The organism is Sphingomonas sp. P4_G2, assembly GCF_056401155.1.
Map to the genome: position 1 here is coordinate 111,567 of NZ_JBFUJY010000001.1, position 21,502 is coordinate 133,068.

General features: G+C 65.3%; 16 protein-coding genes. 3 read left to right on the forward strand and 13 right to left on the reverse strand.

The features are described from left to right. Positions 1-92: 92 nt before the first annotated feature. Complete coding sequence (locus AC1DRD_RS00530) at positions 93-2,156, reverse strand: S9 family peptidase (RefSeq protein WP_478039519.1); 2,064 nt, start codon at positions 2,154-2,156, stop codon at positions 93-95. A gap of 218 nt (positions 2,157-2,374) precedes the next feature. Between AC1DRD_RS00530 and AC1DRD_RS00535 the strand changes: the two genes are divergently transcribed. Continuing rightward, positions 2,375-4,174: an aminopeptidase P family protein gene (locus AC1DRD_RS00535; protein WP_478030574.1), complete on the forward strand. Its 1,800-nt coding sequence runs from the start codon at positions 2,375-2,377 to the stop codon at positions 4,172-4,174. Between the two features lie 42 nt (positions 4,175-4,216). Here AC1DRD_RS00535 and AC1DRD_RS00540 read toward each other — a convergent pair whose 3' ends face one another. The 8 genes from AC1DRD_RS00540 to AC1DRD_RS00575 all read right to left on the reverse strand — a co-directional run bounded on the left by AC1DRD_RS00540 (position 4,217) and on the right by AC1DRD_RS00575 (position 12,981). Next, the gene (locus AC1DRD_RS00540; RefSeq protein WP_478039521.1) at positions 4,217-5,560 is read right to left on the reverse strand and encodes a GH1 family beta-glucosidase; all 1,344 of its coding nucleotides are present in this window, start codon (positions 5,558-5,560) and stop codon (positions 4,217-4,219) included. Next, on the reverse strand, positions 5,557-6,342 hold the full coding sequence (locus AC1DRD_RS00545) for a carboxylesterase family protein (protein ID WP_478039523.1): 786 nt from the start codon (positions 6,340-6,342) through the stop codon (positions 5,557-5,559). The genes AC1DRD_RS00540 and AC1DRD_RS00545 overlap by 4 nt, the downstream gene beginning before the upstream one ends. An 11-nt stretch (positions 6,343-6,353) precedes the next feature. Continuing rightward, positions 6,354-7,169 (reverse strand): carbohydrate ABC transporter permease, encoded by an 816-nt coding sequence (locus tag AC1DRD_RS00550; RefSeq protein WP_478039525.1) that lies wholly within the window; start codon positions 7,167-7,169, stop codon positions 6,354-6,356. Further along, positions 7,166-8,041 (reverse strand): carbohydrate ABC transporter permease, encoded by an 876-nt coding sequence (locus tag AC1DRD_RS00555; RefSeq protein ID WP_478030567.1) that lies wholly within the window; start codon positions 8,039-8,041, stop codon positions 7,166-7,168. The genes AC1DRD_RS00550 and AC1DRD_RS00555 overlap by 4 nt, the downstream gene beginning before the upstream one ends. Beyond that, on the reverse strand, positions 8,038-9,327 hold the full coding sequence (locus AC1DRD_RS00560) for a sugar ABC transporter substrate-binding protein (protein ID WP_478039527.1): 1,290 nt from the start codon (positions 9,325-9,327) through the stop codon (positions 8,038-8,040). Before AC1DRD_RS00560 ends, AC1DRD_RS00555 begins: the two co-directional genes overlap by 4 nt. Beyond that, positions 9,324-10,769, reverse strand: coding sequence for a glucoamylase family protein (locus AC1DRD_RS00565; protein WP_478039528.1), 1,446 nt, complete (start codon positions 10,767-10,769; stop codon positions 9,324-9,326). The genes AC1DRD_RS00560 and AC1DRD_RS00565 overlap by 4 nt, the downstream gene beginning before the upstream one ends. After that, positions 10,762-11,766 carry a LacI family DNA-binding transcriptional regulator gene (locus AC1DRD_RS00570; protein WP_478030563.1) on the reverse strand — a complete coding sequence of 335 codons (1,005 nt, stop codon included), beginning with the start codon at positions 11,764-11,766 and terminating at the stop codon, positions 10,762-10,764. Before AC1DRD_RS00570 ends, AC1DRD_RS00565 begins: the two co-directional genes overlap by 8 nt. Positions 11,767-11,874: 108 nt before the next feature. Next, entirely contained in the window at positions 11,875-12,981 is a 1,107-nt protein-coding gene (locus AC1DRD_RS00575) for an ABC transporter ATP-binding protein (protein WP_478039530.1), read from the reverse strand. A 230-nt stretch (positions 12,982-13,211) separates the two neighbouring features. Between AC1DRD_RS00575 and AC1DRD_RS00580 the strand changes: the two genes are divergently transcribed. After that, positions 13,212-14,678, forward strand: a complete 1,467-nt coding sequence (locus tag AC1DRD_RS00580; protein WP_478039532.1) for a hypothetical protein — start codon at positions 13,212-13,214, stop codon at positions 14,676-14,678. A gap of 216 nt (positions 14,679-14,894) precedes the next feature. After that, positions 14,895-15,161 (forward strand): GCG_CRPN prefix-to-repeats domain-containing protein, encoded by a 267-nt coding sequence (locus AC1DRD_RS00585; RefSeq protein ID WP_478039534.1) that lies wholly within the window; start codon positions 14,895-14,897, stop codon positions 15,159-15,161. Between the two features lie 106 nt (positions 15,162-15,267). On the opposite strand, the gene lpdA is transcribed toward AC1DRD_RS00585, so the two are convergent. The 4 genes from lpdA to AC1DRD_RS00605 form a co-directional block, all read right to left on the reverse strand. Further along, positions 15,268-16,659: a dihydrolipoyl dehydrogenase gene (gene lpdA, locus AC1DRD_RS00590; RefSeq protein WP_478039536.1), complete on the reverse strand. Its 1,392-nt coding sequence runs from the start codon at positions 16,657-16,659 to the stop codon at positions 15,268-15,270. Between the two features lie 108 nt (positions 16,660-16,767). Next, positions 16,768-17,034 (reverse strand): GIY-YIG nuclease family protein, encoded by a 267-nt coding sequence (locus AC1DRD_RS00595; RefSeq protein WP_478040595.1) that lies wholly within the window; start codon positions 17,032-17,034, stop codon positions 16,768-16,770. Between the two features lie 132 nt (positions 17,035-17,166). Then, a complete protein-coding gene (odhB, locus tag AC1DRD_RS00600) occupies positions 17,167-18,399 on the reverse strand; it encodes a 2-oxoglutarate dehydrogenase complex dihydrolipoyllysine-residue succinyltransferase (protein WP_478030555.1) in 1,233 nt (410 codons plus the stop codon). 88 nt (positions 18,400-18,487) lie between these two features. Further along, the gene (locus AC1DRD_RS00605; protein ID WP_478039538.1) at positions 18,488-21,421 is read right to left on the reverse strand and encodes a 2-oxoglutarate dehydrogenase E1 component; all 2,934 of its coding nucleotides are present in this window, start codon (positions 21,419-21,421) and stop codon (positions 18,488-18,490) included. Between the last annotated feature and the right edge of the window lie 81 nt (positions 21,422-21,502).

Here is a 21,502-nt window from a genome sequence, read left to right on the forward strand (position 1 = left end):
GACTTGTTCCGGGGTCCAAATCTCCGCAACGGAATCCCGCCGTTGTTGCGCGTTGGATGCCGGAACAAGTCCGGCATGACGGTGTGAGGCCTTCACTCCTCGACCCCCATTTGCCACAACACGAAGCAATGCTCCTCGGCGCCTTCGTACAGGCTGTCGAACCGCCCCGACTTGCCGCCATGGCCTGCGCCCATATTGGTCTTGAGCAGCAATAGATTGTCGTCGGTCTTGGTCGCACGTAGCTTCGCCGCCCATTTGGCCGGCTCCCAATAGGTCACGCGCGGGTCGTTGAGTCCTCCGCTGATGAACATCGGCGGATAGGCCTGGGCAGTGACATTGTCGTAGGGCGAATAGGAGCGGATCAGCTCGAACGCCGCTTTGTCCTCGATCGGGTTGCCCCATTCGGGCCATTCGCCGGGAGTCAGCGGCAAGCTGTCGTCGAGCATCGTGTTGAGCACGTCGACGAACGGCACGTCGGCGATCACCGCGCCCCACAGATCGGGGTCCGAATTGACCACCGCGCCCATCAGCTCGCCGCCCGCCGAACGCCCGGCGATCGCGATCTTGCCGGCGCTGGTCCAGCCATCCGCCACCAGCGCGTTCGCCACGTCGACGAAATCGTTGAACGTGTTGCTGCGCTTTTCGAGCTTGCCGTCGTGATACCATTGCTGGCCGAGATCGTCGCCGCCGCGGATATGCGCGATGGCATAAGCGAAGCCGCGATCGAGCAGCGATAGCCGCCCGGTCGAGAAGCCCGGCGGGATGGCATAGCCATAAGCGCCATAGGCATAGAGGAAGAGCGGACGCGATCCGTCTTTCGGAAAGTCCTTGGGATAGACGATCGACACCGGCACTTCGGTCCCGTCGCGCGCCTTTATCTTGAGCCGCTCGGTATCGTATTTGTCGGCGTCGTAGCCCGAGGGGATTTCCTGGACTTTGAGCGTCGTCATCTCGCCCGTGGCGACGTCATAGTCGTAGACCGTTCCCGGGGTGACCATCGATTCATAGCCGAGCCGGATCACCGGCATATCGTATTCGGGATTGTCGCCCAGGCCAGCGGTGTAGCTCGCCTCCGGAAACGTGATCCGTTGCGGCGTGATCGCCGGATCGTAGCGATGGATCCAGATCTGATCGAGCCCGTCCTCACGCCCTTCGACGACGAAATAGTCGCGATAGCATTCGACCCCGGTCATGTAGAAATGCTTGGACGGGGCGATCAGCTCGCTCCATTTTTCCGGATCGGCGATCGGCGCGGTCACCAGCCGCCACATCGGGTCGGTGTCGTTGGTGTGGATGTAGAGCGTATCGCCATGCGTCTCGACATCATATTCGCGACCTGTCTTGCGCGGCGCGACGCAAATCGGCCTGGCCATCGGGTCGCTTGCCGGGAGCAGATAGACTTCGCTGGTGACATGGTCGCCTGTGGCGATGACGATCCACTGGCGGTCGCTGGTCTCGCTGACCCCGACGCGGAAACCTTCGTCATGCTCGTGATAGAGTTCGATATCGGTCGCGGGATCGGTGCCGAGCTTGTGCAGTCGGGCATTGTCGGTGCGCCATTGCTCGTTGGCGAGGCCGTAAAGGAACGCGCTGTCGTCGACCGCCCAGACGATCTCCGACAACATGCCGGGGATGGTGTCGGACAGGTGCTCGCCGGTCGCCAGATCCTTGACCCGGATGGTGAAGCGTTCGGACCCGTTGTCGTCGATCGCATAAGCGAGCAATTTGCCGTCGTTGGACACAGAGAAGGCGCCGAGCCGGAAATATTCCTTGCCCTCGGCGAGCGCGGGTTCGTCGAGCAGCAACTCGTCGGGACCACCCGCGACGGGCTTGCGCCACCATTTGCGATACTGGCCGCCGGTCTCGTACGCGGTCCAATAGAGCCAGTCGCCGTCCTTTTGCGGGACCGAGGCATCGTCCTCTTTTATCCGCCCCTTCATCTCTTCGTAGAGCCGGTCAGTCAGCGGCTTGTGCGGCGCCATCATCGCCTCGAAATAGGTGTTCTCCGCCTCGAGATAGGCGAGCACGTCCTTGTCTTTCACGTCGGGATAGCTGGGGTCCTTGAGCCAGGCCCAGGGGTCCTCGATCGTGATGCCGTGGGTGGTGAAGGAATGCGGACGGATCGCTGCGACGGGCGGCTTGGGTTGGTCGGTCATGGCACCGACATAGCGACGCCGCGGCACTTGTCGAAGGCCTTGCGTGACGGGAAAGGCAGGCACACGCCTGTCCCGTTCTGCCACAGCGCCGGGCGTTGTGTTCCCGCCGCGCGTATCGTCGCTTGACCTCTGCGTCTCGCGCGCAAATGTGCGCCATTGCGCTTTTCGCGCGTTAACCACCCTGTCGTCCCGGGGACGCCGCCGATGGAAATAGCCTGATGTCCACTTATGCCGACCGTCTTTCCGCTCTTCGCGAACAATTGAAGCGCGAGCGCCTAGACGGTTTCGTCGTGCCGCTGACCGACGAGCACATGTCCGAATATGTCGGCGCCTATGCGCAGCGGCTGGCCTGGCTGACCGGGTTCCAGGGATCGGCCGGGACCGCGGTGGTGCTGCCGGCGGAAGCGGCGATCTTCACCGACGGGCGCTACACGCTCCAGGTGCGCGAGCAGGTCGACGGCGATCATTGGCAGTTTGTCGGCGTGCCGGAGACCAGCGTATCCGATTGGCTCGGTCGCCATGCCGGACAGGGCGCGCGGATCGGCTACGATCCCTGGCTGCACACCTCGGCCTGGGTCAAGGAGGCCGAAAAGGCGCTGGCGGCCAAAGGCGCGACCCTGGTCGCGGTCTACACCAATCCGGTCGACGCGGTGTGGCCTGACCGGCCGGCGCCGTCGGATGCGCGGCTGGTGGTCCAGCCCGATGCGCTTGCCGGCAAATCCTCGGCGGAGAAGCGCGCCGATATCGTCGATTGGCTGAGCGAGCAGCAGGCCGATGCCGTGGTGCTCTCGGCGCTCGATTCGATTGCCTGGACGCTCAACGTGCGCGGCGCCGATGTCGAGCGCACGCCGGTCGCGCTCGCTTATGCCATCGCCAATGCCGACGGCACGGTCGACCTTTACGTCGCGCCCGAGAAGATGAGCGAGGAGGTCGCCGCGCATCTCGGCAATGCGGTGCGCGTGCATGATCGGAACGATTTCGCGCCGGCGCTCGCGGCTTATGGCGGCAAGCGCGTCGCTGCAGATCCCGAACGCGCTGTGGCGGCGATCTTCGACGGTCTGCAGCGCGGTGGCGCGACGGTGCTCGCATTGCGCGATCCCGTGGTGCTGGCCAAGGCGATCAAGAACCCGGCCGAGGCGGCAGGGCATCGTGCCGCGAGTGTGCGCGACGGGGCGGCGCTGACCCGCTTCCTCAAATGGTGCGAGGAGACGCTGCCCAAGGGTGCCGAGACCGAGTTGACCGCAGCGGCCAAGCTGCAGGAGTTGCGCGAGGCGACCGGGCTGCTCAAGGATCTGAGCTTCGACACGATCTCGGCGACCGGGCCGCATGGCGCCAGCCCGCATTATCGCGTCGACGAAGACTCCAATCTGAAGATCGAACAGGGCCAGCTCTATCTGGTCGATTCGGGCGGCCAATATGCCGATGGCACTACCGACGTGACGCGCGTCGTCCCGGTGGGCGAGCCGACCGCCGAGATGCGCGATCGCTTCACCCGCGTCCTTCAGGGACATATCGCGCTCGCCACCGCGGTGTTCCCGGAAGGCACCAATGGCGGTCAGCTCGACAGTTTCGCGCGCCGGCCCTTGTGGGAGGCCGGTCTCGATTTCGCGCACGGCACCGGCCATGGCGTCGGCTCGTACCTTGCGGTGCACGAAGGGCCGCAGCGCATCGCCAAGCCCAATTATCCCGGCGGCGGTCCGGCCGAGCCGCTTCGTCTCGGCATGATCATCTCGAACGAGCCGGGTTATTACAAAGCGGGCGAATACGGTATCCGCATCGAGAATCTCGTGCTGGTCGAGCGGCGCGACATTCCCGGCGCCGAACAGCCGATGATGGGCTTCGAGACGCTGACCTTCGCGCCGATCGAGCGCCGGCTGATCGAGCCGGCGATGCTGACCCAGGCCGAGCGTGCGTGGCTCGACGCCTATCATGGCCGCGTGCTCGACGTGCTGGGGCCGGAGCTCGGTGCCGACGAACGGGCGTGGCTGTTGGCGAAGTGCGCGCCGATCGGCGGATAAGGGCGGCTCCGAATTCGCGACGGGCGGGGAGGGCGGATTTGATCAGCTCAAACACGCCCCGTTCGTTGCGATCACCTCGCCGTACAGCTTGGCCGAATCCTTGAACGTCCGTTCCTGCGTTTCGAAATTGACATGGACGATGCCGAACCGTTTCGAATAGCCGAGCGACCATTCGAGATTGTCGAACAACGACCACAACATATAGCCCTTGATCCGCGCGCCCTGCTCGATCGCCTTGCCGACCGCGGCGACATGTTCGCGCAGATAGGCGGCGCGCAACGGGTCCTCGACCCGGCCTTGCGATGCGGCGGGGGGGTCGTAGAAAGCGGCGCCATTCTCGGTGATGTAGATCGCCGGATCGCCGTAATTGTCCTTCACCCACAACAGCACGTCGGTCAGGCCTTGGCCGAACACTTCCCAGCCGGTGGTGGTGTAAGTCGCTTGCGGTTGCACCACCATGCCTGCCCGCACCGGGAAACTGTCGTCGGCCTTGGTGACGTTGCGGGTGTAGTAATTGACCCCGACGAAATCGATCGGCTGTTTGGCCAGCGCCAGATCCTCCGCCGACCAGTCGATCCAGGCCTCGCCGAACACGTCGGCGAGTTCGGGCGGGTTCGTGCCATGGATGGCGGGGTCGAGATATTGGCGGTTCATGTAGGCCGTGGCGCGCGCGGTCGCGGCCTGGTCCTCGGGCGAATCCGACGCCGGATATTTGGGCTCGAGATTCACCACCAACCCGATCTCATGCTTGCCGATCTCGCGATAGGCTTTCACCGCGGCGCCATGCGCGCGCATCAAATTGCGGCTGGCGATCGGCGCTTCGAACACATTCTTGTGTCCCGGCGCGAGCGCGCCGTGAAGGTAGCCGCCATCGGTCACCACCCAAGGTTCGTTGAGCGTCACCCACTTCGTCACGCGGCCATCGAGCCGGTCGAACAGCACGCGGCCATAATCGGCGAACCAGTCCGCACTATCACGATTCAGCCAGCCGCCTCTGTCGTCGAGGGCGGCCGGCAGGTCCCAATGATAAAGCGTGCACAACGGCTCGATGCCGTTGGCGAGCAACGTGTCGACCAGTCGCTCGTAAAAGCCCAGCCCGGCCTCGTTCACCTGGCCGATGCCGTCGGGCAGCACGCGGCCCCAGGCGACCGAGAAGCGATAGGCCTCGAGCCCCAGCCGCTTCATCAGCGTGACGTCGTCGGCCATGCGGTTATAATGATCGCAGGCGACGTCGCCGGTATCGCCCTTGGCCGCCATCAGCCGCGGATCGTGGCTGAATCGCTGCCAGATCGACGCGCCGGCGCCATCGGCGAGCGGTGAGCCCTCGATCTGGTATGCCGCGGTCGCGCATCCCCACAGGAAATCGTCGGGGAACGGATTACTCATGTGTCTCGGGCCTTCTTTTTGTTGGTTTTCTGGGGACCGCCTGGGGCGGGAACGGTGCGGCGCTGCTCGAGCAGCCAGCGCCACATCGCCGGATCGTCATAAGCAGGCTCCCACGATCCGTGGGTCATCTGCGGATAGATCGTCATCTTCGGGCGGACACTGCCCTTGCAGGCATCGACCTTTTTGACGATCGCGAAGCCTTGCTGGGGATCGACAACGTCGTCCTGGTCGCCGTGGAACGCCCAGATCGGCACGTCCTTGAGCACGCAGGGGTCGAGGTCCTTGTCCTCGGACAGGCCGGCGACCGGCACGATCGCGGCGAACAGTTCGGGATGCCTCAGTGCCCAGGCCCAGGTTGCGTACCCGCCCAGGCTGAGCCCGGTCAGGTAGATGCGGCTGGAATCGACACGATACTGCTTGCGGACGGCGGCGAGCAATTGGTCGAGCTTGGCCGTGTCCCACCGCTTGTCGTCGTCGCTGGCGGCTTCGAGCTGCGGCGACACCAGGATGAAGGGCGATCCGGGATGCTGTGCGATGATCTTGGGCGGGCCGTTGCGTTTGACCGCCTCGATATCGCTGCCGCGCTCGCCCGATCCGTGGAGGAAGATGACCAGCGGCCATTGCTGCGTCTTGTCGGCATCGTAACCGCGCGGCTTGAAGAGCAGATAGGGATAGCCGCCCTCGGCCGGCGCGGGTTGCGCGGTCTGCACGCCTTCGGGAAGCGGGGGAGGGGCGGAAGGGTGTTTGGTCGCGGCGATCGTCGCCGCGGCGGCCAGAGCCAAGATCAATCTCCTCATCCCTTGACGCTCCCCGCCATCAGCCCGGCAATGTAGTAACGCTGCAACAACAGGAAGAGCAGGAGGACGGGGATGAGCGTCACTACGGTGCCGGCCATCATCAGCTCGATATCCTGGACATGCTCGCGGCTGAGGTTGGCGAGCGCTACCGGCAAGGTCTGCTTCTGGCTGTCGTTGAGGATGATCAGCGGCCAGAGGAAATCGGACCATGAGCCGAGGAAGCTGAACGTCGCCAGGGTGGCCAGGATCGGCTTCAAGGTCGGCAGCACGATCGAGCGGAAGATCCTGCCCTCGCTTGCGCCGTCGATGCGCGCGGCCTCGAGCATCTCGTCTGGGATCGACAATGCATATTGGCGGACCAGGAAGATGCCGAACACCGTCGCGATCGACGGTACCAGCACGCCGGCGAAGCTGTTGACGATGCCGAGCGACTTGCAGATCAGGAACAGCGGAATCATCGCGACCTGCGCCGGGATGACGAGCGCGGTCAGCAGGAAGCGGAACAGCCGCTCGCGCCCGCGGAACCGCAATTTGGCGAAAGCATAACCAGCCATCACGTTGAAGGTCAGCGACATCAGCGTCGCTAATGTCGCCAGGGTCAGGCTGTTGACCAAATATCGCGCCATGTCGGTGCTGGCGAAGAGTTCGACGAAATTGGCAATGGTCGGATGCGCCGGGAGCAGGGGCGGCGGGAAGGACGAGGCCTCGCCCGGGGTCATCAGGCTGACCGATACCATCCACAGCAATGGCGCCATCGCGAACAGCGCGATGGCCCACAGTGCCAGATTGGGCAGGACACCGCCGCGCTTCATTGCGTCCACCGCTCGCTGACGCGCAGCTGCACCAGGGTCAGCGCGAACATGATCAGGAACAGCACGAAGGCGATCGCGCTGGCGAAGCCCAGGTTCCACCAACGGAATCCCTGCTCGTACATGAAATAGAGGATCGAAACGGTGCTCTCGACCGGGCCGCCCTGGGTCATGACATAAGGCTCGGCGAAGAGCTGGAAATAGCCGGCCATGGTCAGGATCGACACCACCAGCAGCACCGGGGCGAGGCCGGGAAGAGTGACGTGGCGGAGGCGCTGGAAGGCGTTGGCGCCATCGATCCGCGCCGCTTCGTGCAACTCCTCGGGGATGGTCTGCAACCCCGCCAGGATGATGATCATGTTGTAGCCGAAATTCTTCCACACCGCGAACAGCACGATCGCGGGCATCGACCAATGCGGATCGCCCAGCCAGTCGATCGGCGCGACACCGATCCCACCCAGCGCCCAATTGATCAGACCGTATTTAGTGTGGAGCAAATAGCGCCAGATCACCGCCACCGCGACGAGCGTGGTGACCACCGGCGCGAAATAGACGGTGCGGAAGAAGCCCTTGAACCGCGCCAGCTTGTTGTCGAGCAGCAAGGCGGCGGCGAGCGACATCATGATCGACAGCGGCACGCCCAGCACCACGAACCAGGCGGTGTTGCCCAGCGCTTTCCAGAATAACGGCGTCTCGAGCAGGTGGAGGTAATTATCGAACCCGACGAAGCGCAGATTGCCGATATCCGCCACCGCATAGATGTCGAAATCGGTGAAGCTCAGGATCAGCGCGGCGGCGACCGGCAGGAAGAAGAACAGCCCCAGCGCAACCAGCGCTGGCGCGACGAATCCCCAGGCTGCGCGCTCCTGGTTCATGACCGTACCTCCGCGAGCACGCCGACTTGCTTCTTGCGCGCCAATATCCACCGCCGTTTGGCGAGTATCTCATCGGCGCGCTTGTCCAGCTCGGCGACGGTCTGGTCGGTGGTCAGCTCACCGTGCGCGGCCTTCTCGGAGACGAGTTTGAGCTCGGTCGCGATCCGCTCCCATTCCGGGACCTTGGGCGTGGCACGCACCCGCGTCATCTGTTCGCCGAACGCCTTGGCATAAGGGTCGTTGGCGAGTTCGGGCGTTTTCCACACACTGATCCTGGGCGGCATATCGCCGGTCAGCGCATGGAAGCGAATCTGGATGTCGGGACGCGACAGGAACGCGACCAGCTTCCACGCCGCATCCTTCTTGGTCGAGGTTTTGAACAGCACCAGGCTGGACCCGCCAGCATTCGACACGCCGGGGCCGTCGGGGCCGGGCATCGGCGCAGTCATCCATTCGCTTTGGTGTGCGAGCGGCAGGCGGCGCTTGAACTCGCCGATCTGCCACGGGCCGGTGATGTAGAAGCTGAACCAGCCGCGATCGAATTCGTCCCAGACATTTGCGACCTGGGTGGTCGCCGCGACCGGCGCGAGTCCGTCGCGCATCGTGCTCAGGTAGAAATCGAGCGCCTTGCGGAACCCCGCGCTGCGAAAATTGCCGCGCGCATCGTCGGTAACCATCGGCTCGGATGCCTGCAGTCCGAGGATTTCGAGCGGCTCATATTCGTTGAGCGGCAAATAGGCGGCGTATTTGTCGGGCCCGACCAGTTTCTTGATCGCCACCATCTGGCGGCGCCATTCCGCCCAGTCGCGCGGCGGATGGTCGAAGCCCGCCCGCTTGAGGATATCGCGGCGATAGAAGAGCAACCGCGTGTCGACATACCAGGGCACGCCGTAGAGCTTGCCGTCGACGACATTCGAGTCCCAGATGCCCGGATAATAGTCCGCGCGCGGGATCGCCGGGGTCGCCGCGATCCGCGCGTCGAGCGGTTCGAGCGCGCCGAGCGTGGCGAACTCGGGTACCCAGCTATTCCCCAATTGCGCCAGGTCGGGCATCGCGTCGCCGACGAACGCGGTCAGCAATTTCTCGTGGGCGGCGGTGAACGGCAGCTGCTGGATGCGGACCTTCACCCCCGGATTCTCGCGTTCGAATTCGGGGACGAGATCGCCGATCACCTCGCCCTCGCGGCCCATCGCCCAGACGTCGAGCACCGTCGCCGATGGCGCGGCCGAGCACGATCCCAGGAAGATCGAGACCAACCCGAAGACCAGGGGCAGCAGCCGATTCACCCCAGCCAGCCGCCGGAGAATCCCGCGCGCTGCAGCCCGCGCCTGATCGCGGGGTGGCTGCGCATCGCGTCCCAGATCATGCCGCTCCGCTGGTTCTCGATCATCGTCACGACCGGGCCCTGGTCGAAGCCGAGAAAGTCGCTGTCGACCCAACCTGCCGTCGCCGTGATCGTGCCATGTTCGTGCGGCTGATCGGCGAAGCTGAAACTCGGGTTGAACGCGTCGAGGAAGCCGTACTGGCCGTAAATCGCGCTACCGTAGCGCGTGTACAGCGCCTGAGTGGCGGGCTCGACGATTTCCGGCGCAAAGGGCAGCGAGCCGACCACGGCGGTCGGCGCGAGCGTGCCGTCGTCGAACCCGTCGGGCAGGCCGATCGGACCGCGCGCCGAATAGCCGGTGAACTGGCGTTGCGTGCCGTTGACCATCCCCTGCACGCCGCCGGGTCCATCGCACGCGGTCAGACCCCAGATGTCCTGCGAATAGCCGACCCACCTGCCGGGGTTCCGCTTCGCGTAGTCGCGTTGCCAATAGGTCGCGCGGCGGCTGTTCTCGAAATAGTCGAACCCGGCCTCGCGCATCGTCGCGTCGCGGATGCCACGCATGTCGAGCCAACACTGAGTATATTGGTGCGCAAAGTGCGGGCCGAAGCCGAGATGGCGTGTGTCGCCGCTGCCGCGCCAGCTGTTGGGATAGGTCGAGCACCACCCGTCATAGGCGTCTTTGTCGAGGTAGAAATCGGGCGCACCAAGCGCGAGGACGTAGAGAATCTGCCCCTCGGTATAGCCGAACCACGGCGTCGCGATGAATCCGCTTTCGGGGTGCCAGCCCATCGAGACGCGCTTATGCGCGTCCTGCTGCTGAAACCACCGCCAGTCGCATCGTGCGTAGATCTTGGCCGAGAGGTCGCGGATCTCGGCCTCGTCGGCCTGGTCGTAATATTGCCCGGCGAACAGCACGCCAGCGAGCAACCAGCTGGTGTCGACCGAGGACAATTCGTTCTGCCGGAAGCGCAGCCCGGTATCCATATCGAGGAAGTGGTAGAAGAAGCCCTTGTAGCCCGCCATCCCGCTCGGCGCGTCGCCTTGCGGCGCGGTCCAGAAGAAACGCAACGTCGCCAGCGTACGCTCGCGCGCCTGATCTCGCGTGATCCAGCCGTGCTTCACGCCGATCGGATAAGCGGTCAGCGCGAATCCGGTCGCGGCGATGCTCGAGAAGCTCGGCGTCGGCCAGCGATCGACCATCAGGCCGTTGGCCGGGTTCGACCGTTCCCAGAAGAACCGGAACGTGCGCCGTTGCATGTCGGTGAGCAGATCGGCGGTCGACATCGCCGCCGGCGCCGGGGACGCGGAGCTCGACGGCGCACCGCTCATCAGATCGGTGGAACAGCCGCCGAGCAGCGCCGTAGCGCCTCCGGCAAGCAGCAACTGGCGACGGTCAAGCATGGCGACGGCTGGACGCGCGGATGACGAGTTCGGGCTTGAGCATTTCGGTGGTCGCCTCGACAGTATCTTCGGACTCGGTGATCGCGACGAGCTTTTCGAGCGCGCGCTCGCCGAGTTCGGCGAGGTTGAGCGCCATCGTCGACAAAGCGGGCGTGACATATTGCGCGATCGGCACGCCGTCGAAACCGATGATCGCGACATCGTCGGGCGCGCGCATGCCGCCTTCGGCCAGGGTTGCCATGCACGCGACCGCCATCATGTCGTTGGCCGCGAACACGCCGTCGATATGCGGGCGCTGGCTGAGGATCTGCCATGCCGCGTCGATTCCCGAGGCTTCGCTGAAATCGCCTTCGATCTCGATTGCTGCGTCGGCGCCGAGCAACTCGGTCACCGCCGCGCGGAACCCGGCGCGGCGCGCATCGGCGTCGGCATTGCCTTGCGGCCCGGTGACGTGCGCGATCCGCTTGCAGCCCTGCGCCACCAGATGCGCGACTGCCTCGCGCGCGCCGGCCAGATTGTCGATCGCGATCGTCGGATGCGTGCCGTCGCTCGCCGCGGCGTTCATGACGATCGCGGGCAGCCCCTTGGGCAAGTTGCGACCAAGGAATTCGGCATCGACTTGCGGTGACATGACGAGCAATCCGTCGACTCGCCCGCGCATCGCCCGGATCGCCAACTCGGTCTCGTCGGCGCTGCCATGCATGTTGGACAGCAGCAGCTGAAGTCCGCGGCGATGCGCGGCGTAATCGATGCCGCGGATGATTTCGGAGAAGAACTCGCCGAACAGATCGGGCAGCACGACGCCGATCGTGTTGGAGCGGCCGCGCGACAGGCTGCGCGCGCCGAGATGCGGCACGTAATCGAGCGCGCGCGCCGCCTCGATCACGCGCTGGCGCGTCGCTGGGGTGACGCTGGCATGATTGTTGAGCGCGCGGCTGGCGGAGGCGACCGAAACCGCGGCGCGGCGAGCGACATCGCGAATGGTGACGGCCGACATCTATTCCTCCCCAACGCGCCCGCGGGCTGCGCGTGTAACCGTTTCCACGAACTCTTCTAAGCCCCAATCGGGCGCCGCGCCAAGCGGCTTTTTATGAACGTATCGATGCTAAGCGGCAGCGCGTGGGACAGCCGGCATCGGCCGCGGCAGCGCACGACCGTATTCGTCGAACAGGTGCAGCGTCTCTGGCGCCAGCGCGATACTGAGCGTCTCACCCGCCGGTCGTGTTGGCAGCGAGGCGACCAGCGGTTCGGCGAGCCCCTCGATCGCGAGATGGACGTGATGCACCGCACCAAGCGATTCGACCATCCCAACCGTGCCTGTCAGTCGGTTCGTCGCGCCGTCGGTTCCTACATGCTCGGGCCGGACGCCCAGCGTCAGGATTGTTCCGTTCGCGATCACCTCGGTGGCGATCATGGTTTCGATGACCAGACCGCCGGCCAATCTGACCGTCGCGCCCTTCGCACCCGGTCCGGCATAGGTCGCCGGAATCAGGTTCATCGTCGGCGATCCGATGAACCCCGCGACGAACATCGTGTCGGGCCGTGCATACAGATCGTCGGGCGTGCCGACCTGTTCGATCACGCCGCCGTTCAGCACGACGATGCGATCGGCCAGGGTCATCGCCTCGATCTGGTCGTGCGTGACGTAGATCATGGTCGTTCCCAGCGCCTTGTGCAGGCTGGCGAATTCGTAGCGCATGCGCACGCGCAGCGCGGCGTCGAGATTGGACAAAGGCTCGTCGAACAGGAAGACCTTGGGCTGGCGGACGATCGCGCGACCGATCGCGACGCGCTGGCGCTGGCCGCCCGACAATTCCTTGGGCCGCCGGTCGAGCAGATGCGCGATGTCCAGCGTCGCCGCAGCGGCATCGACCGCCTCCGCAATTTCCGCCTTCGATCGTCCGGCCAGCTTGAGCGCGAAGCCCATATTCTCGCGCACGCTCATATGCGGGTAAAGCGCGTAGGATTGGAACACCATGGCGATGCCGCGCTCCGACGGCGCCACGTCATTGACCGCGCGGTCGTCAATCTCGACCGTCCCCGAACTGAGAGATTCCAGACCGGCAATGCTGCGCAACAGGGTCGATTTGCCGCAGCCCGAAGGTCCCACGAACACGACGAACTCGCCATCGGCGATATCCAGATCGATTCCCTTCAGGACCTCGACCGGCCCGAACGCCTTGGCTGCTTGTGTCAGGCGTACCGTCGCCATCGCGCTCTCCTGCTGCGGCGGTGCCGCTTGCCGCGACCCTAACTGCGCTACGCCGCGATGCAAGGCGGCGGTGCGAGCGGTGACGGCAGCGATTGACTCCATGCCGCCGCACGTCAGGCTGCGGCGTAGATATGGGGCGTGATCAAGACAACGCGGGCTGAACGAGCGCGACAGGGTCAGTTCATTGACATTGTGCGATGACCTCGGCGGTGTCGGCAGGAGTGGGGCAGATGATGACGCGGAAGCGGATCGGTTCGGTGACAGGGGCGATTTTCGTGCTGTTGGCGAGTGTGGCGCTACCCGGCATGGCCGCCGCGCGGGATGGACCTTCCGTCGCCGCATCCGCATCCGACGACGCTTATCGCTATATCGACGATGCCGATGCGCTGCTCGACGCGATGGGCACCTCGCCGCCCGATCACGGCTTCAGGTTCGACGGTGTGGATTGCTGGGCCTGGGTGATGGCCGATGGCTCGACGATCCTCGCCGAGCCGCTCGGCGACGATTACCGCTATTACATCTTCGCCCCCGGCGACGATTATCCCTTCTTCGTCGGCGACCGGACCTATGCCTATGGCTTTGACGGGCGGACGCTCGCCGCGGTCTATGGCGACAACGGCGACCTGATCGATCCGTCCGACGACATCGCCGACGGGGCGGCTTGGCTGTCGGATCGCGGTTTCGGCATGAAGCGGGCGATGCAGACTCCCGAGCCGGTCTATGCCGGCGACTGGGCCGACAGCATCGGCTGGTTCGGCGCGATCGAGCTGCGGCTCGACACCTGGCGCAATCGGCCGGGCTGGGTTCGCTATCGCGCCGGACCGGGACGGTGGCATCATCGCGACTGGCGCGAGAAGCTCGGTGCCGAGGGCCAAAAGCGGCGTGAGCGCGCCGAGTGGTTCGACCGGTGGCGGCGTGGCGGCTATCGCGGCCGGCCGCAAGATGGCGGCAAATGGGTCACCACGCCGGGCGGCGCGCAGCCGGGCAAGGACATCGGCCCTGGCAATCGGCCTGGCAGAGGCCATTGGATCGGGCGCCCACGGCCGGTCGCACCCCCGACGCCAGGCACGCCTGGAGCGACACCGGGCTGGCCGGGTCGCGGTGACGGTGCCGGGCCAGGTCGCCGGCCCTACCCGCCGCGCTTTGGCCGGCCGGTCCCGGGTTCGCCCATGCCGGCCGCTCCCACTGCTCCCGAGACCTCCCCGACGCCGGGCGGCGACCGTCGCGATCGCCCGGTGCGCTGGCCTCGGATACAGAGCGATGGCGATCGGCCGACTATAGTTGCGCCACCGGCTGCGCCCGCACCCGCTCCGGCACCAGCACCTGGCGCGATGCGCGGCGGGCGCTTCGAACGGCCGGTCCGCATCGCGCCACAGCCGCCGATGGTGAAGATAGACCGCGGGGGAGCGACCGACTCGCTCCCACCCGAAGTGCGGGCCGTATCGCCGCGCCCCGAGCCTCGGCGCTTCCGGCCGCCCGTTTCGATCGCGCCGCGGCCGAGCTTCACACCGCCGCGCGCACCCGTCTCGGCGCCGCCCTCGCCGCCACCCTCTCCGCCTTCGCCACCGGCGGCGGCGCGAGTCGCTCCGGCGCCGCCGGCCGCGCGACCAGGCGGCCTGGCTTCCGGGCCACGCAACGTCGGATCGCCGCGGGGCGATGGCGGCAACAGGCCCGGCGGCAAGGGCAGAGACAAATAGCGCTACCGGCATGATCACCCCGGTTGCTCTCGCGGCGGAAGGGTCCCGCGCGCGCTCCGGAGCCGGCGCGACGTGCGTGTCCAAACTGCAACCGACCGCGCATAAAATCGTTTCACCTGCCGCGCGATCGGAGGGAATTCCGCGGTCGTGCGTTGATGACATGTCCGGCGGCGTTTGACGCGTTACCGGGCGTGTAAGAAGAAGTGAGAGGTCACCATGCGTAACAAGATGATTCTGGCTTTGGCTGCCGCCGGCACGATGCTGGTCGCCGCTACCCCAGCCGTGGCGCGCGACGGATGCGGTCGTGGTTTCCATCGCGGTTGGCATGACCGCTGCGTGCCCAATCGTGGACCGGGCTATTATGGGGGCGGCCCGAATGTCCGACTGGTCATCGGCAATTATTATCCCAATCGCGGCTATTGGGACGGTCGCCGCTATTGGTGGCACCGCGAGCGGTGGAACGGTGGCTGGCGCTATCGCTGAGCTGACGAAGGGCTAGGCGGCGCGGCAAAGCCGCGCCGTCGGACGGGCCGGGCTGCGCCCGCCCGCCGGCCGGGGCAAACCCCTTTGATCCACATTTAGCCGCAGGCTAAATGTGGATGGGTTTGCCCGTCACCGCCATCGCCGCTTCCTTGATCGCCTCGCTGTGCGTCGGATGCGCGTGGCAGGTATAGGCGATGTCCTCGCTGGTCGCGCCGAACTCCATTGCCTGCGCGGCCTGGGCGATCATCGTGCCGGCGACGCTGGCGATGCACCAGACTCCCAGCACGCGATCGGTCTTGGCATCGGCGATCACCTTCACGAAGCCGTCGGGCTCGTGATTGGTCTTGGCGCGGCTGTTGGCCAGCATCGGGAATTTGCCCACCTTCACTTCGCCGCGCTCCTTCGCCGCTTCCTCGGTCAGGCCGACACCGGCGATTTCGGGCCAAGTATAGACCACCGACGGGATGACATCGTGGTTCACGATGCCGTGCTGGCCGGCAATGTTCTCCGCGACCGCGATGCCTTCGTCCTCGGCCTTGTGCGCGAGCATTGGGCCGGGAACGACGTCGCCGATCGCCCAAATGCCGGGGACCGAGGTGCGGAAGTCGTGGTCGATCTCGATCTGGCCGCGCTGATTGGTGCTGAGCCCAGCCTTGTCGAGCGCCAGGCCATCGGTGTTCGGCTTGCGACCGATCGACACCAGGACGGTATCCGCCTCGATCGTCTCGGCCGCGCCGCCGGCGGCTGGCTCGATCGTCACAGTGGCCTTGTCGCCCTTCACCGTGACGCCGGTGACCTTGGTCGACAGCTTGAACTCGAGACCCTGTTTCTTGAGGATCTTGTTCGATTCCTTGCGGACCTCACCGTCGAAGCCGGGCAGGATCTGGTCAAGGAATTCGACCACAATGACCTTGGCGCCGAGCCGGCGCCACACGCTGCCGAGCTCGAGCCCGATCACGCCGCCGCCGATCACGACCATCTGCTCCGGCACCTTGGGCAGTTCGAGCGCGCCGGTCGAATCGACCACCACTTTCTGATCGATCTCGACGCCGGGGAGCGGGGTGACCGACGAGCCGGTGGCGATGACGATGTTCTTCGCGCGCACGCTGCGGTCGCCGACCTGGACGGTATCGGTGCCGGTGAACGCGGCGTGGCCCTTGATCCACTCGACCTTGTTCTTCTTGAACAGGAATTCGACACCGCCGGTCAGCTGCTTGACCGCGTCCTTGCGCTGGCCGTGCATCGTGTCGAGGTCGAGCTCTGGCGTGACCTTGATGCCCAATTTGGCCATCATGCCGTTGGCGGCGTGATCGTAGAACTCGCTGGCGTGCAGCATCGCCTTGCTTGGGATGCAGCCGACATTGAGGCAAGTCCCGCCCAGCGTCTCCCGGCTCTCCACGCACCCGGTCTTGAGCCCGAGCTGCGCCGCACGGATCGCCGCGACATAGCCGCCGGGGCCGGAGCCGATCACCAGGACGTCGAAATCATAGTCAGCCATCACACACTCCACCGTGCTCCTGCGAAAGCAGGAGCCTAGGGTAACAGAGCCCTTCGCGGCCCTGGGCTCCTGCTTTCGCAGGAGCACTGATAAAAACAGCGATACGCATCAGAACAGCGTGTCGTACAAATCCTTCCACTGCGGGTTGTCCCGCTCGATTACCTCGATCTTCCAGCTCCGCTTCCATTTTTTCATTTGCAATTCGCGACGCCGTGCTTCTTGAAGATCGTCATACGCTTCGTACCAAACAAGGAGCGTGCAGCCATGCTTCTTGGAGAAACCGTCGACCACCTTGTTGCGGTGCAGATAGGCCCGCCCCGGCAGATCGCTGGTAACGCCCAGATATAGCGCGCCGTTTCGCCCGCTCGCCATCAGGTAGACGCAGCCTGACTTCGTGGTCGGTCTCCTTCCTCATGCGTTCCTGCGAAAGCAGGAACCCAGGGCCAAATCTCCAGCGGCCCGCGATATAACCCTGGGCTCCTGCTTTCGCAGGAGCACTGCAGGGACTTACAGGTCGATCAAAATCCGCGTCGGGTCCTCAATCGCGTTCTTAAGCGCGACCAGGAAGGTCACCGCCTCGCGACCGTCGATCAGGCGATGGTCGTAGCTGAGCGCGAGATACATCATCGGGCGCACCACCACCTGGCCGTCGCGGACTACCGGGCGGTCCTCGATACGGTGGAGGCCGAGCACCGCCGATTGCGGCGGGTTGATGATCGGGGTCGACATCAGCGAGCCGAACACGCCGCCGTTAGAGATGGTGAAGGTACCGCCCTTCATCTCCTCCATCTTGAGCGTGCCGTCCTTGGCGCGCTTGCCGAAATCGCCGATCGTCTTCTCGATGCCGGCGACCGACAGCTGGTCGGCGTCGCGGATCACCGGCACGACCAGGCCCTGCGGCGCCGAGACGGCGACCGAGATGTCGGCATAATCGTGATAGACGATTTCCTCGCCGTCGATCTGGCCGTTGACCGCGGGCACGTCCTTCAGCGCCATGCAGGCGGCCTTCACGAAGAAGCCCATGAAGCCCAACCGGACGCCGTGCTTCTTCTCGAACAGATCCTTATACTTGGTCCGCGCTTCGATCACCGCCGACATGTCGACGTCGTTGAACGTCGTCAGCATCGCCGCGGTGTTTTGCGCGTCCTTGAGCCGCTTGGCGACGGTCTGGCGCAGGCGCGTCATGCGGACGCGCTCTTCCTTGCGGCCGGTTGAGGCGGCGACCGATGGGGTCTGGACCGGCTCGGCAGCTGGCGCGGGTGCGGCGGGGGTTGCGGCGGCAGCGAGCACGTCGTCCTTGGTCAGCCGGCCGTCCTTGCCGGTGCCCTTGACCGTCGCGGGATCGACGCCGGTTTCGAGCACCGCACGGCGCACCGAGGGGCTGAGCGCGGCGGGTGTATCGCCCGATGCCGGCGCCTGCGGACCGGCGGTCGCGGCGGGGGAAGAGGCGAGCGTCGGCGCGGGCGCCGCCGGGGCAGGGGCCGGTGCGGCGGCGCCGGCACCGCCTGCCTCGATCGTGGCGAGCAACGCGCCGACCGCGACATTGTCGCCGACCGCAACCGCATGCTGGCCCATCACGCCGGCGACCGGCGAGGGCACTTCGACCGCGACCTTGTCGGTTTCCAGGCTGACGATGGGTTCGTCGGCCTTCACCGGATCGCCCGGCTGTTTCAGCCATTCGCCGACAGTTGCCTCGACGATCGATTCGCCCAGCGTGGGGACATTGACTTCGGTTGCCATCTTCACCTCGTCATCCCAGCGGAAGCCGGGATCTCATGATTGGTATCTGCCGCTCGAAACCCCGGCTTTCGCTGGGGTGACGGGCGGATTAGCTCTTCCGCGTGCGGCGGATTTCTTCGCGTACGTTATGGCCCAGCGCGTCGGCGACGAGCGCGGCCTGTTCGGTCTGGTGGCGCTTGGCGAGGCCCGTCGCGGGCGACGCCGAAGCAGCGCGGCCGGCGTAGCGCGCGCGCTTCACCTTGCACTTGGCGGCGGTCAGCGCTTCCTCGATCAGCGGCTCGACGAAGAACCAATAACCGTTGTTGCGCGGCTCTTCCTGCGCCCAGACGATCTCTTCGAGATTGGGCATCCGGCGGACGCGCTCGGCGAGCGGGTCGCCCGGGAACGGATAGAGTTGCTCGACACGAACGATCTGGGTGTTCTTGTCGCCCGCCGCGTCGCGTGCCTCGAACAGGTCATAGGCGACCTTGCCCGAGCACAGCACCAGCCGCTTGGTATCCTGGTCGGCCGACGCATCCGGATCCGACAATAGCCGGCGGAAGTGGCTGTCGCCCAGGAAATCCTCGGCCTTCGACACCGCGCGCTTGTGGCGCAGCAGCGACTTGGGCGTGAAGATCACCAAAGGCTTGCGGAACGTCCGGTGCATCTGGCGACGCAACAGATGGAAGATGTTGGCCGGCGTGGTGCAATTGGCGACTTGCATATTGTCGCCGGCGCAGAGCTGGAGGAAGCGTTCGGGGCGCGCCGAGCTGTGCTCGGGCCCCTGGCCTTCGTAACCGTGCGGCAGCATCATCACCAGGCCGTTGGCGCGCAGCCACTTGGCTTCGCCCGACGCGATGAACTGGTCGATCATGATCTGCGCGCCGTTGGCGAAATCGCCGAACTGCGCTTCCCAGATCACCAGCGTCTTGGGATCCGCGAGCGCATAGCCGTATTCGAAACCGAGCACGCCATATTCGCTGAGCGGCGAATCGAGCACTTCGAAATTGCCGTGCTCGACGCTCCAGAGCGGCACGTATTTGTGCTCGTCATTCTGGTCGACCCAGACAGCGTGGCGCTGCGAGAACGTGCCGCGGCCCGAATCCTGGCCCGACAGGCGGACGCCATAGCCTTCGGACAGCAGCGACCCGAATGCCAGCGCCTCACCGGTCGCCCAGTCGAAATTCTCGCCCGACTTGAACATCTCGCGCTTGGCGTCGATCACGCGGTTGAGCGCCTTGTGGACGGTCAAATCCTCGGGGATCGTGGTCAGCGTGCGGCCCAGACTGTCGAACAATTTGCGCTCGATGCCTGTCTCGACGTTGCGCCGCGCGCTCTCAGCATCGGCCGGCGCGTGCAGCCCCGACCAGCGGCCGGCGAACCAGTCGGCCTTGTTCGCTTTGTACGATGCGCCCGCTTCGAACTCGCCTTCGAGCAAGGTATCGAACTGATGCGTGATCGTGTCGATCCAGGCCTGGTCGACCACGCCCTCGGCGATCAGCCGCTTGCCATAGACTTCGCTGACGCCGGGATGCTGGCGGATCGCCTTGTACATCAAAGGCTGGGTGAAGCTCGGCTCGTCGCCTTCGTTATGGCCGAAGCGGCGATAGCACCACATGTCGATAACGATGTCGCGATGGAATTTCTGGCGGAACTCGATCGCCATCTTGCAGGCGAAGGTCACCGCTTCGGGGTCGTCGCCATTGACGTGGAAGATCGGCGCCTGGACGCCCTTGGCGACGTCCGAGCAATAAGGCGACGAGCGCGCGAATTGCGGGCTGGTGGTGAAGCCGATCTGGTTGTTGATGACGAAGTGGATGCAGCCACCAGTATTGTAACCACGGATGCCGGAGAAGCCGAAGCATTCCCAGACGATGCCCTGGCCCGCGAACGCCGCGTCGCCATGGATCAGCACCGGCAGCGAGTGGCTATGCTCCTCGAGGTCGCCGGCCAGCGTCTGGATCGCGCGGACCTTGCCGAGCACGACCGGGTCCTCCGCCTCGAGGTGCGAGGGGTTGGCGACCAGCGACATATGGACCTTGATCCCGTCGAACTCGCGGTCCGTCGAGGTGCCAAGATGGTACTTCACGTCACCCGATCCGCCGACGTCCTCGGGGTTGGCCGAACCGCCGCCGAATTCGTGGAAGATCACGCGCAACGGCTTGGCCATGACGTTGGCCAGCACGTTGAGGCGGCCGCGATGCGCCATGCCGAAGACGATCTCGTTGACGCCCATCGCGCCGCCATATTTGATCACGCTTTCGAGCGCGGGGATCATCGCTTCGCCGCCGTCGAGGCCGAAGCGCTTGGTGCCGACGAACTTCTTGCCGGCGAAGCGTTCCCACTGCTCGGCCTCGATCACTTTATTGAGGATCGCCTTCTTGCCATCGACGGTGAACTGGATGGCCTTGTCCTTGCCCTCCATCCGCTCCTGCAGGAAGCGGCGTTCCTCGACATCGGCGATGTGCATATATTCGAGGCCGACATTGCCGCAGTAATTGGCGCGCAGGATGTCGACGAGTTCGCGGATCGTCGCCCATTGCAGCCCCATCGTGCCGCCCATGTAGACCGGGCGATCGATGTCGCTTTCGGAAAAGCCGTAATATTCGGTCTTGAGGTCGTCGGGCAGGTCCTGCCGGATAAGGCCGAGCGGATCGAGCGTCGCCGCGAGGTGACCGCGTACGCGATAGGTGCGGATCAACAGCATCGCACGGATCGAGTCGCTCGCCGCCTTGACGATATCGTCCTGGCTGGCCGGCTTGGCGGCCGGAGTCGGCACGGGAGTGCCGCCGCGCGCGGGCTTGGGCGCGGGCTCCATCTGGGTCGGGTCGAGCGCAGCGGTCAGATCGTCGGTCGACGCCAGCGGCCAGGCGGGGTTCGCCCAGCTCGCGGTCGACGGGCCGCTCTCCAGCCCCTCGAACCAGCCGCGCCATGACGGCTCGACCGACTCCGGCGATTCCTTGAACTTCCTGTACAGCGCTTCCACGAACGCAGGCGATACTCCCGCCGCGATCTCGCTGAAATCCAGACCTTCGTAGCCCATCTTACTTCTCCTTCCCCTCTCCCCTTGTGGGAGAGGGAGGGGCCCGCTCGGCGGAGCCGAGTGGGAGGGTGAGGGGAGCGA

Coding starts and splice junctions, on each gene's coding strand:
- AC1DRD_RS00530 (WP_478039519.1), bottom strand. CDS start 2,156: ATGACCGACCAACCCAAGCCGCCCGTCGCAGCGATCCGTCCGCATTCC.
- AC1DRD_RS00535 (WP_478030574.1), top strand. CDS start 2,375: ATGTCCACTTATGCCGACCGTCTTTCCGCTCTTCGCGAACAATTGAAG.
- AC1DRD_RS00540 (WP_478039521.1), bottom strand. CDS start 5,560: ATGAGTAATCCGTTCCCCGACGATTTCCTGTGGGGATGCGCGACCGCG.
- AC1DRD_RS00550 (WP_478039525.1), bottom strand. CDS start 7,169: ATGAAGCGCGGCGGTGTCCTGCCCAATCTGGCACTGTGGGCCATCGCG.
- AC1DRD_RS00555 (WP_478030567.1), bottom strand. CDS start 8,041: ATGAACCAGGAGCGCGCAGCCTGGGGATTCGTCGCGCCAGCGCTGGTT.
- AC1DRD_RS00565 (WP_478039528.1), bottom strand. CDS start 10,769: ATGCTTGACCGTCGCCAGTTGCTGCTTGCCGGAGGCGCTACGGCGCTG.
- AC1DRD_RS00570 (WP_478030563.1), bottom strand. CDS start 11,766: ATGTCGGCCGTCACCATTCGCGATGTCGCTCGCCGCGCCGCGGTTTCG.
- AC1DRD_RS00575 (WP_478039530.1), bottom strand. CDS start 12,981: ATGGCGACGGTACGCCTGACACAAGCAGCCAAGGCGTTCGGGCCGGTC.
- AC1DRD_RS00580 (WP_478039532.1), top strand. CDS start 13,212: ATGATGACGCGGAAGCGGATCGGTTCGGTGACAGGGGCGATTTTCGTG.
- AC1DRD_RS00585 (WP_478039534.1), top strand. CDS start 14,895: ATGCGTAACAAGATGATTCTGGCTTTGGCTGCCGCCGGCACGATGCTG.
- lpdA (WP_478039536.1), bottom strand. CDS start 16,659: ATGGCTGACTATGATTTCGACGTCCTGGTGATCGGCTCCGGCCCCGGC.
- odhB (WP_478030555.1), bottom strand. CDS start 18,399: ATGGCAACCGAAGTCAATGTCCCCACGCTGGGCGAATCGATCGTCGAG.
- AC1DRD_RS00605 (WP_478039538.1), bottom strand. CDS start 21,421: ATGGGCTACGAAGGTCTGGATTTCAGCGAGATCGCGGCGGGAGTATCG.